This window comes from Amycolatopsis sp. (assembly GCF_035546795.1).
Classification (GTDB): domain Bacteria; phylum Actinomycetota; class Actinomycetes; order Mycobacteriales; family Pseudonocardiaceae; genus Amycolatopsis_E.
Genome location: NZ_DASZWC010000054.1, coordinates 21,295 through 32,955, shown reverse-complemented (window position 1 = coordinate 32,955; position 11,661 = coordinate 21,295). Strand labels below are relative to the sequence as shown.

The window sequence follows — 11,661 nt, the reverse complement described above, 5'->3', positions numbered from 1 at the left end:
GCCGCGCTCTGTGACCCCACCCCCGCCCCAATCCGCGCAGTGTTCAACGGTCGCCGCACCGTGTCAAGGCGGGAAAGATGCCTTGACACGGCACGTCGACCGCTGAGGGCGCTGGGGATCGGTTCGGGGGAGGGGTGTGGGTGGGGTGGTTGTGTGGGTTGCGTTGCCGGGCGGCGGTTTGTTGTGTGGCAATAAAAAGAACGCCCTCCGGAGTGGGAGGGCGTCCTGTCAGGCTGCTGGTTACTCGAAGGCCTTGGCGATCAACGCCTTCTGCTCGACCTCGTGCACCTTGGACGAACCGGCGCTCGGGGCGGCCATCGGGCGGCGTGCGACGACCTGCAGGCCCGAGAGCAGCTCCGGGAACTTCCGGGGCAGGTGCAGGCCGAAGAACGGCCAGCCACCCTGGTTCTCCGGCTCCTCCTGCACCCAGGCGACCTCGGTGGCACCGGTGTAGCGCTCGAGCGCGGCGCGCAGCTTCTTGATCGGCAGTGGGTAGTACTGCTCGATCCGCACGATGGCCACGTCGTCGGCTTCCCGCTTGGTGCGTTCGGCCACCAGTTCCCAGTAGAGCTTCCCGGAGGTCAGCAGCACCTTCCGGACCTTGCCGGGGTCGATGTCCTTGTCGTCGATGACGGACATGAACTTCGTCTGGCCGGTGAAGTCCTCGACCGCGGACGTGGCGGCCTTGTTGCGCAGCATCGACTTCGGGGTGAAGACGACCATCGGGCGGCGGATGCCGTCGAGAGCGTGCCTGCGCAGCAGGTGGAAGTAGTTCGCCGGGGTGGACGGCACGGCGACGGTCATCGAGCCCTCGGCGCACAGCTGCAGGAACCGCTCGATGCGGCCCGACGTGTGGTCCGGGCCCTGGCCTTCGTGCCCGTGCGGCAGCAGCAGCACGACGTCCGAGAGCTGGCCCCACTTGGCCTCACCGGACGAGATGTACTCGTCGATCACGGTCTGCGCGCCGTTGACGAAGTCACCGAACTGCGCTTCCCACAACACCAGCGCTTCCGCGTTGGCCACCGAGTAGCCGTACTCGAAACCGACCGCGGCGTACTCCGACAGCGCCGAGTCGTAGATCATCACGCGGCCCTGCTCTTCGGCCAGGTTCTGCAGCGGCGCGTATTCCTTGCCGGTCTTGCGGTCGATCAGCACCGAGTGCCGCTGGGTGAACGTGCCGCGGCGCGAGTCCTGACCGGACAGACGCACCAGGCGACCCTCGATCGCCAGCGAACCGAAGGCGAGCAGCTCGCCGAACGCCCAGTCGATACCGCCTTCGCGGGCCATCTTCGCACGGCGCTCCAGCACCGGCTTGACGCGCGGGTGCGGGCTGAAACCGTCGGGCACGTTGAGGAACGCGTCGCCGATCTGCTCGATGGTCTCGCGCGAGACAGCCGTCGGCACCTTCGCGGGCACCTGCTGCTCCTCCTCGACCGAGGGGCTCGCCTTCGCCGGGTGCTTCTCCAGCTCCCGCACCTCGTTGAAGACGTGCTCGAGCTGGCTGGAGAAGTCGCGCAGCGCGGCCTCCGCCTCGTCGACCGTGATGTCGCCCCGGCCGATCAGCGCTTCGGTGTACGTCTTCCGCACGGAGCGCTTCGTGTCGATGATGTCGTACATCGCCGGCTGCGTCATGGAAGGGTCGTCGCCCTCGTTGTGGCCACGGCGGCGGTAGCAGATCATGTCGATCACGACGTCCTTGTTGAACGCCTGCCGGTAGTCGACCGCGAGCTTGGCCACCCAGTGCGCGGCCTCCGGGTCGTCACCGTTCACGTGGAAGATCGGCGCGCCGATCATCTTCGCGACGTCGGTGGCGTACTGCGAGGAGCGCGAGTGCTCCGGCGCGGTGGTGAAGCCGACCTGGTTGTTGATGATCAGGTGCACGGTGCCACCGGTGCGGTAACCGCGCAGCAGAGCCAGGTTCAGCGTCTCCGCGACCACGCCCTGGCCCGCGAACGCGGCGTCACCGTGCATCAGCACGGGCAGCACGGTGAAGCCCTGGCCGTCCCGGTCGCCCTTGTCGAGGATGTCCTGCTTGGCGCGGACGATGCCTTCCAGCACCGGGTCCACGGTCTCCAGGTGCGACGGGTTGGACGCCAGCGAAACCTTCGTCTCGCCGTCGCCGAACATCCGGAAGTACTTGCCCTCGGCGCCGAGGTGGTACTTCACGTCACCGGATCCGTGCGCCTGGCCAGGGTCGAGGTTGCCCTCGAACTCACGGAAGATCTGCGAGATCGGCTTGCCGACGATGTTGGCCAGCACGTTCAGCCTGCCGCGGTGCGGCATGCCGATGACGACCTCGTCCAGCTCGTGCTCGGCCGCCTTGTCCAGCACCGTGTCCAGCAGCGGGATCGCGGACTCGCCGCCCTCCAGCGAGAACCGCTTCTGGCCGACGTACTTGGTCTGCAGGAAGGTCTCGAAAGCCTCGGCGGCGTTCAGCTTCGACAGCACGTACTTCTGCACCGCGGTGTCCGGCTTCGCGTGCGGCAGCTCAACGCGTTCCTGGATCCACCGGCGCTCCTCCGGGTCCAGGATGTGTGTGTACTCGATGCCGACGGTGCGGCAGTAGGAGTCGCGCAGGACGCCGAGGATGTCGCGCAGCTTCATCCGCTCCTGGCCGGCGAAGCCGCCGACGGCGAACTCGCGGTCGAGGTCCCACAGCGTCAGGCCGTGCGAGAGGACGTCGAGGTCCTCGTGGCGGCGCTGGCGGTAGTTCAGCGGGTCGGTGTCGGCCATCAGGTGGCCGCGCATCCGGTACGCGTCGATCAGTTCGAGGATGCGCGCCGTCTTGTCCAGCGCGCCCGCCGGGATGTCCTCGACCCAGCGGACCGGCTCGTACGGCAGCCGCAGCGACGTGAAGATGTCGTCGTAGAAGCCGTCCTCGCCGAGCAGCAGCTCGTGGATGCGCTTGAGGAACTCGCCCGACTCGGCGCCCTGGATGATCCGGTGGTCATAGGTCGAGGTCAGCGTCATGATCTTGCTGACGCCGAGGTCGACCAGCGTCTTTTCGCTGGTGCCCTCGAAATGCGCGGGGTACTGCATCGCGCCGACACCGATGATCGTGCCCTGACCCGACTGCAGCCGCGGCACCGAGTGGTTCGTGCCGATGCCGCCCGGGTTGGTCAGCGAGATCGTGGTGCCGGCGAAGTCGTCGGCGGTCAGCTTGTTGTTGCGCGCCTTCTTGACGATCTCCTCGTACGCCTGCCAGAACTGGAGGAACGACATGTTCTCCGTGTTCTTGATGGAGGCGACCACGAGGGTGCGATTGCCGTCCTTGCCCTTCATGTCGATGGCGAGGCCGATGTTGACGTGCTCCGGCGTGACCGCGAACGGCTTCCCGTCGATCAGCTGGTAGTGCCGGTTCATGTTCGGGTAGGCCTGCAGGGCCCGGACCATCGCGTAACCGATGAGGTGGGTGAAGGAGATCTTCCCGCCGCGGGTGCGCTTGAGATGGTTGTTGATGACGATCCGGTTGTCCGCCATCAGCTTGGCGGGGACGGCGCGCACGCTCGTCGCGGTCGGGACGCTCAGCGAGGCGTCCATGTTCTTGGCGATCGCGGCCGCGGCACCGCGCAGCTGCTTAGTCTCCTCGTCGCCCTTCGCGGCGGCGGTGGCGGCCGGCTTCGCGGCGGCGGGCTGCGGCTTCTTGGCCGGAGCGGCTGCGGCGGCGGGCTTCGCGGCGGCCTGGCCGTTGGTGGCCGGCTTCGGGGCGGCCGCGGGCTTCTCGGGCGCGGCGGCCTGGGCGGTGGTGCCCGTGCTGTCCGGCTTGGTCTCCGCCGTCTGCGTCGGCTTGAAGTCGGAGAAGAAGTCATGCCATGCGGCATCTACTGAGGAGGGGTCGGCGAGGAACTGGTCGTACATTTCCTCGACGAGCCACTCGTTGGGGCCGAACTGTGACGCAGGGCTGCTGCTGGACACGGCAGGGACTCGCCTCTATCCATCTCGATCTTGTTGTCCGCTGATGCGCCTACCAGGCTAACCCCCTCGCCTCCGACGTTGTGATCGAAGTGGTGCATCTCCGTTGCAAGTGAGTTTGGGATTCCTCACTTGAACGATGCAGGGTCCGTTCGGGTGATGACAATCGGGTCGGCGTCTCACCGGCCGGCGACCGGCCTACCGGGCTGGATTTACGCAGGTAACCTGGGATATCGGAGGTGTCCGATGGATCTGGTGGCCGAACTGCGCGCCGTTGTGCCGGCGGACCGGGTCCTCGACGACCCGGACGTCGTCGAGGGATACCTGCAGGACCACGCGGAGTGGGCCGAGTACGCGCAGGCCGCGGCGGTCGTCCGGCCGCGCGGTACCGCGGAGGTCCAGGCCGTGGTGCGGGTGGCCGCGGAGCATCGGGCGCCGATCGTGCCGCGTGGCGCGGGCACCGGGCTGTCCGGCGGCGCCAACGCCGTCGACGGCTGCATCGTGCTTTCGTTCGAGTCGATGGACCAGGTGTTGGAGATCAACGCGGCCGAGCGGCTCGCGGTGGTGCAACCCGGCATCGTCAACGACGACCTGCGTGCGATCTGTGCCGAGCAGGGGCTCTGGTATCCGCCGGATCCGGCGAGCGCGCCGTGGTCGACCATCGGCGGGAACGTGGCGACCAACGCGGGCGGGCTGTGCTGCGTGAAGTACGGCGTCACCCGGGATTATGTGCTCGCGCTGGAGGTGGTCAACGGCCGCGGCGAGGTCGTCCGGCTCGGCCGTCGCACCGCGAAAGGCGTTGCGGGGTATGACCTCTGCGGGCTGATGGTCGGTTCCGAGGGCACCCTGGGCATCATCACCGAGATCACCGTTCGGCTGCGGCCGACGCGTCCGGCGGAGCGCACCGTCGCGGGCTACTTCGATTCGGTGATCGCCGCGGGCGAGGCCGTGAGTGCGGTGTCGGCGTCCGGCGTGATCCCGTCGGCGCTGGAGCTGGTGGACCGGCACTGCCTGGAGGCAGTCGACGCGTGGAAGAACATGGGCCTGTCCACCGAAGCGAACGTCGTGCTGCTGGGCCGGGTCGACACCCCGGGCCACGCGGGCGAGGAAGAGGCGCAGACTCTGTTGCGCTGCTTCGAAAACGCAGGCGCGACGTGGGCGGCGGTCTCGTCGGACGAGCAGGAGGCCGAGGCGCTGTTCGACGCCCGGCGCCTCGCGTACCCGGCGCTGGAGCGGCTGGGCCCGGTGCTCACCGAGGACGTCTGCGTGCCCAGGGGACTGGTGCCGGAGATGCTCGCGCGGATCGAGAAGACGGCCGCCGCGCACGACACATTGATCGCGAACATCGCGCACGCCGGCGACGGGAACCTGCACCCGCTGCTGATCACCCCGATCGGCGACGAGGACGCGAAACGCCGTGCGCAGGCGGCGTTCGAGGACATCATCGCCGACGCGATCGAGCTGGGCGGCACGGTGACCGGCGAGCACGGGATCGGCCTGCTCAAGCGCGGCGGGCTGCGGCGCGAGGTGAGTCCTGGCGTGCTGGACATGCACCGCGCGATCAAGACGGCGCTCGACCCGCTGGGCATTCTCAACCCCGGCAAGGTCTTCAGCTGACCATCGCCGGCCAGGTGCCGTTTGGTTCAGCCGGCACGAGTCCGACTTTCCCACCGGATGGCCCCGCGGACGCGCGGCAGGCCGAGCTAATGCCCAGCCTCAGCCCCGGAACGCCACAACTGCGCGTAATGCCCGTTCTCCGCCAGCAACTCCGTGTGCGTGCCCTGCTCGACCACCCGCCCGTGGTCCAGAACCACGATCCGGTCCGCGCGGGCGGCCGTCGCCAGCCGGTGTGCGACCACGAAAGTCGTGCGGCGGCGGGCCAACGTCTCCGTGGCCTGCAGCACGGCCGCTTCGGTCGACGGGTCGAGCGCGGCGGTCGCCTCGTCCAGGAGCAGCACGTCCGGGTTCACCAGTTCCGCACGCGCCAGCGCGATCAGCTGCCGCTGCCCCGCGGACAGGGACTTCCCGCGCTCGCCAACCGACTGCCGGAAACCGGACGGCAGCGCGGCAACACCGTCGAGCGCGCCGACCGCACGGACCGCCGTCTCCACCTCCGCATCGCTCGCCGACGGTCTGCCGTAGCGCACGTTGTCCGCGACCGTGCCGGAGAACAGGTGCGCCTCCTGCGGCACCACGCCCATCCGGTGCCGCAGCCCTGGCAGGTCGTAGTCGCGCACATCCACCCCGTCGATGGCGACCTTGCCGCCGGTCGCGTCGTAGAAGCGCGCGACCAGCTTCACCGCTGTCGACTTGCCGGCACCGGTCGCGCCGACCAGGGCGACCGTCTCGCCGGGCACCACCTTCAGCGAGATGTCGGACAGCGCAAGGGATTCCGTGCCCGGATACGCGAAGTCGACCGCGTCGAAGCCGACCTCGCCCGCCAGGTTTTCCGGCACCGCAACGGGATTCGTGGGCGGCGGTACCGAGGTCGGGGTGCGCAGCAGGTCGCCGATACGCGACAGGCCGACCTTCGCCTGCTGGTATCCGTCGAACACCGACGACAGCTGCTGGATCGGTGAGAAGAACAGGTTCAGGTACAGCAGGAAGCCCAGCAGGATGCCGACCGGGAGCGTGCCGGCCGAAACCCGGTTCGCGCCGGCCACCAGCACGATCGCCTCGGCCACACCGGAAAGCATTGTCACGAAAGGGAAGTACGTGGCCACATAGCGCTGCGCGCGCAGCCGTGAGCGCCGGTAGGCGTCGCTGCGGGCGGAGAACGCCTCCGCCGAGCGCTCTTCGCGGCTGTACGCCTGCGCCACCCGCAGCCCGCTGACGTTCTCCTGCATATCGGCGTTCACCACGCTGACCCGTTCCCGCGCCTCGGTGTACGCCGCGGTGGCGAGCCGCCGGAAGATCACGGTCGCCACGATCAGCACCGGCAGCACCGAAAGCGCATACAGGGCAAGGGAAACATCGGTGAACAACAGCGCGGCCGAAATGCCGAGCAGGGTCAGCGCGCTGATCACCGCCTGTGCCAGCCCGGTCTGCAGGAAGGTGGACAACGCGTCCACGTCGGTGGTCATCCGGGTCATGATCTTCCCGGACAGCTCACGCTCGTAGTAGTCGAGGCCGAGCCGTTGCAGGTGCGCGTAACTGCGCACGCGCAGCGAATACAGCACCGTCTCACCCGCTCGCGCGGTGACGCGGGTCTGCGCCCTGATCGCGAACCAGTCGATCGCGATCACCGCCGCCCCGATGCCCGCGCACAGCCAGATGACCCACTCCGCGCCCGGCCGCACACCGTGGTCCACACCCTGTTGATAGAGCGCGGGCAGCGCGATGGACGCCGCCGCGTCCAGGCCCACCAGCACGATCACACCGATGAGCAGCGCGCGGACGGGTTTGAGCAGCCGGCCGAGCCGGAACCCGGGGTCGGGCGCCGTGACGTCCTCGTCCGTTGCCGGGGCGTCCGTCGCCGGTGGCAGTTTCCGGACTCCTTCAAGGAGTTCCTCGGTCGGCGGTGCGTCGAAGGCGCCGCGCATCCCGGCCATTCCGGCGGCGGGGGTGGTGCGCTGGAGCGCGGAATCGGCCAGCTCGTCGACCGCGTCCTGCGCGGACGGCTCCGGCCACAGCTCGGGCGTGATCCCGGTTTCCGGCTGCACTTCACAGTCGCGGCGATGCGGCTGCTCGACACCTTCACCCGGCCCGGACACGAGCTCCCGGAACAGCTGGCAGCGTTCCTCCAGCTCCTCGGCTGTACCGACGTCGACCACGCGGCCGCCGTCGAGCACGGCGATCCGGTCGGCCAGCGCGAGCGTCGACCGCCGGTGCGCGATGAGCAGCGTGGTGCGGGTGGCCGTGACTGCGCGCAGCGTGTCGTGGATCGCCGCCTCGGTGACGGTGTCCACCGCCGAGGTCGCGTCGTCGAGGATCAGCACTCTCGGGTCGGTGATCAGGGCGCGGGCCAGCCCGAGGCGTTGCCGCTGCCCACCCGACAGCGTCAGCCCGCGCTCACCGACCTCGGTGCCGTAGCCCTCGGGCAGCGCCATGATGAACTCGTGCGCTTCGGCCGCTTTCGCCGCGGCGATGACCTCTTCGTCGCTGGCGTCCGGGCGGCCGTAGGCGATGTTGTCCCGCACCGACGCGGAGAACAGGAACGCTTCCTCGAAGACCACACCGATGGCCTTGCGCAGCTCCGCCAGCTTCACCTCGCGGATGTCGCAGCCTCCGATGTGGACAGACCCGGAGTGCACGTCGTAGAACCGGGGCAGCAGCAACGAAATCGTCGACTTGCCCGAGCCCGCCGTGCCGACGAGCGCGAGTGTCTCGCCCGGTCTGGCTTCCAGCGACAACCCGTCCAGCACGGGTTCCGTCCTCGTGTAGCCGAAATGCACGTCGTCGAGGCGGATGCCGAGCGGGCCTTCGGGCAGCGGCCGCGCGTCGGGCGCGTCGCGGACTTCGGGCTGCGCGTCGATCAGCTCGTACACACGGTCCGCGCCCGCGCGCGTCAGCTGCGCCTGCACGACGAGCGCCGACATCATCCGCGCCGGGCCGATCAGGCCGGACACGTAGCTCGCGAAGGCGAGGAAGGTGCCGAGGCTGACTTCGCCGCGAAGCGCGAGAATGCCGCCGAAGGCGAGCACCGCGACCTGCCCGGCCGCGGGCAGCGCAGACGTTGTGGCTGAGGGAACCGCCGAAAGCCGCGCGGCGCGAAGCCGTTCGGCGAAGAGCTTCCTGGCCGTCTTCTCCAACCGGGACACTTCGCGTGCCTCTTGGCCGAAGCCCTTCACCACGCGTACGCCGGTGACGGTCTCTTCGACGTGCTGCGCCAGATCCGCGGCGCGCTGTTGCGCCGACCACGTTGCCGGGAAGAGCCGCTTGCGCGCCGTCCCCGCCACGATCGCCACCGCCGGCACGACGATGAGCGCGATCAACGTCAGCGCCGGCGACATCCACAGCATCGCCGCCAGCGAGAACACCGCGAAAATCACCGAACCCGCGGACAGCGGCACCACCATCAGCAGGGACACGACCAGTTGCAGATCGGTGATCGCCCGGGACACGACCTGCCCGGTGCGCAGCGAGTCCTGCTTGCCGCCGTCCAGCCGTGAGACCGCGCCGAACACCGAACGCCGCAGATCGTGCTGCACGTCCAGCGCCAGCCGCCCGCCGACGTAGCGCCGCACGAACGCGGTGCCGAACATCAGCACCTGCACCCCGACCAGTCCCGCCGCGAGCAGCCCGAGCTGCGCTGTCTGCCCGCCCACCGCGTCGTCGACCGCGACCTTCACCAGCAGCGGGCTCACGGCCTGGAAGCCCACGCTGAAGATGGCCGCGGTCAGCGACAGCACGACGAGAACGGGATGCCGCCAGCAGGCGGCGAACAGTCTGGATATCCAGCCGGTCTTGGCGGACGTGGTGGGAGCAGTGGTCACACAGTCCAGGCTATGCGCCGCCGCCGTGAAGGGCTCACGTGATGTCGCGGCGCTGGTTGGCTGCCCAGCCGGCGCCGAAGAACACCATCGTCCACGCGAAGAAGATCAGCGCCGAGGCCCACCACGAGAACGCGCCCGGCGCACCGGCCACGTACTGCAGCGTCCACTGGGCCTCGGAATCCAGCCCGGGCACCTTCACCCCGGCCGCGCCGAACGCCTGTGCCCCGATCGCGCCGACGATCCCGTTCATCGTGCCGTTGGGCAGGATCCCGCCCAGCCAGTCGACCCGCCACAGCCCGTAGAACAGCAGCACCAGCACGTTTTCGATCACCAGCAGGTAGATCGTGAGGGTGACCACGCTGCCGACCACGCTGTTCCAGACGGCGCCGACCCCGATGCCGAACAGCGTCGCCAGTATCCCGGCCAGCACACTCGCGCCGAGCACGCCGAGCCACTGGCCCGACGTCGGCAGCCGGTTGCTGTCCACGGTCATCGCGATGCCGAGGCTGGACACCGCGGCGAGGATCAGCCCGTAGATCGCGCCCCACAGGATGTAGGTGATCATCTTCGCGGTCAGTACCGACACCCGGTTGGGCGCGGTGAGGAACGTGGTGGTGATCGTCTTCTTGCTGTACTCACCGGCGAGGGCGAACACCCCGAAGATCACCGGGAACGTGAGCCCGACGTTGATCCCGTGTCCGATCGCCAGCAGGCCCATCGGCAGATCGCCGGTCTGGATGCCCAGCGCGTCGGCGATCGCCTGCGTCTGGTCGCTGTCCAGCACGTCGCCGACCTCGTTGGCGAAGGCGCCCCAGCCGGCGGCGAAGCCCAATGCCAGCACCACCGCCGGGATCATCAGGCCCCACCAGCTCTTGGTGGTGAGCGTCTTGCGGAACTCCGCGACAATCAGCCTGCCCATCAGCGCTGACCTCCCCAACCCTGCTGCGGCCCCGGCTGCTGGTATCCACCCGGCGGCGTTTGGTACGGCTGCTGGTAAGGCTGTTGATAGGGCTGCTGTTGATAAGGCCCTGGGGGCGGCCCGCCCCAGCCACCCGGCGGCGGCTGCGGTGGTTGCTGCTGCGCGTAGTGCGGGGCGCCGGTGTACTGGCCGTTGGTCAGCTGGAAGAAAAGGCGCTCGAGATCGGCCCGCTCCTCTTCCATCCCGTAAACCGCCAGTCCCGACTTCGCCACCAGATCGCCGATCTGCTGCCGCGTCGCGCCCAGCACCGCCACCCGGCCGTCGGGCGTCGGTTCCACCTGCGTGTAACCGGCCTCCTGCAACGACTTGACCAGTGCCGAAGGATCGGCGGCCTGGACCAGCACCCGGCTCTGCTGGCTGCCGCGCAACTGATCGAGCGAACCGTAGTAGCGGGTCACCCCGGCGCTGATGATCACCACGTTGTCGATGGTCTGCTCCACCTCGGACAACAGGTGCGAGGACACCAGCACCGTGCGCCCTTCCCTGGCATAGGCGCGCAGGAAGTTGCGCAGCCACAGAATGCCTTCGGGGTCCAGACCGTTCGCGGGCTCGTCGAGCACGAGCACCTGCGGGTTGCCCAGCAGTGCGGTCGCCAGCGCGAGCCGCTGCCGCATACCGAGCGAGAACCCGCCCGGCTTCCGGTTCGCCGCACCCGACAACCCGACCAGTGCCAGCACCTCGTCCGCCCGTTGATCCGGCATCCCGATCGCGGAGGCGTACACCCGCAAGTGATTGCGCGCGGTCCGCTTCGGGTGGAACCCCTCGTTCTCCAGCACCGCACCCACAACCCGCGCCGGATTACCCAGCTTGTCGTAGGTCAGCCCGCTGACGGTGGCCGTTCCCGACGTCGGGGTCACCAGCCCCAGCACCATCCGCAGCGTCGTCGTCTTGCCCGCGCCGTTCGGCCCGAGGAACCCGGTCACCGACCCCGGCTCCACCACAAAGCTCAGATTCTGTACGGCGGCCACGGGCCCGAACGTCTTACTCAGGTTCTGCACCACGATGCGTCCGCTGCCGTCGTTCTGCATACTTCCCCCCTCGATCCGGCGAATGGGTGAACTCGGCGCAGCGGACATCCTGCCCTATCCAGCCACTACGCGGGGGTGGCGGGGCGAAGGTCACTCTCCGTCGCTGAATCACGAGATCGGACAACGAGCCGTGAAGAAGTATTTCCAGCAAAACAGGGGCCCCATGCAGCGAACCGGCTACTTACCGCCTAAGCTAGTTCTTGGCGGCCCGCTCCCAGTGACCCCCAGGCTGGTTGAGCGGGCCGCCCCTATTCGCGCGTCCTCTGGACGCGCTCGCATCGGCGCCCAACGTCGCCATTGCTTTTGG

5 protein-coding genes are annotated in these 11,661 nt (G+C 68.8%); 1 reads left to right on the top strand and 4 read right to left on the bottom strand.

The window, feature by feature from the left end:
- Nucleotides 1–240: 240 nt before the first annotated feature.
- Complete coding sequence (locus VHD82_RS28140) at nucleotides 241–3,915, bottom strand: multifunctional oxoglutarate decarboxylase/oxoglutarate dehydrogenase thiamine pyrophosphate-binding subunit/dihydrolipoyllysine-residue succinyltransferase subunit (protein ID WP_325710527.1); 3,675 nt, start codon at nucleotides 3,913–3,915, stop codon at nucleotides 241–243.
- 243 nt (nucleotides 3,916–4,158) lie between these two features.
- On the opposite strand from VHD82_RS28140, the gene VHD82_RS28135 reads away from it, so the two are divergent.
- Entirely contained in the window at nucleotides 4,159–5,529 is a 1,371-nt protein-coding gene (locus tag VHD82_RS28135) for an FAD-binding oxidoreductase (protein ID WP_325710524.1), read from the top strand.
- Between the two features lie 86 nt (nucleotides 5,530–5,615).
- On the opposite strand, the gene VHD82_RS28130 is transcribed toward VHD82_RS28135, so the two are convergent.
- From VHD82_RS28130 to VHD82_RS28120, 3 genes are read right to left on the bottom strand one after another with little or no spacing between them, the layout of a single operon-like run.
- Nucleotides 5,616–9,347 carry an ABC transporter ATP-binding protein gene (locus VHD82_RS28130; RefSeq protein WP_325710521.1) on the bottom strand — a complete coding sequence of 1,244 codons (3,732 nt, stop codon included), beginning with the start codon at nucleotides 9,345–9,347 and terminating at the stop codon, nucleotides 5,616–5,618.
- Nucleotides 9,348–9,381: 34 nt separating this feature from the next.
- Nucleotides 9,382–10,266, bottom strand: a complete 885-nt coding sequence (locus VHD82_RS28125) for an ABC transporter permease (protein WP_325710518.1) — start codon at nucleotides 10,264–10,266, stop codon at nucleotides 9,382–9,384.
- Nucleotides 10,266–11,354, bottom strand: a complete 1,089-nt coding sequence (locus VHD82_RS28120; RefSeq protein ID WP_325710515.1) for an ABC transporter ATP-binding protein — start codon at nucleotides 11,352–11,354, stop codon at nucleotides 10,266–10,268. Before VHD82_RS28120 ends, VHD82_RS28125 begins: the two co-directional genes overlap by 1 nt.
- Nucleotides 11,355–11,661 lie beyond the last annotated feature (307 nt).

What these genes read in the sequence shown, in the direction of transcription:
- VHD82_RS28135 (WP_325710524.1), top strand. Translation starts at nt 4,159, where the DNA reads ATGGATCTGGTGGCCGAACTGCGCGCCGTTGTGCCGGCGGACCGGGTC.
- VHD82_RS28125 (WP_325710518.1), bottom strand. Translation starts at nt 10,266, where the DNA reads ATGGGCAGGCTGATTGTCGCGGAGTTCCGCAAGACGCTCACCACCAAG.
- VHD82_RS28120 (WP_325710515.1), bottom strand. Translation starts at nt 11,354, where the DNA reads ATGCAGAACGACGGCAGCGGACGCATCGTGGTGCAGAACCTGAGTAAG.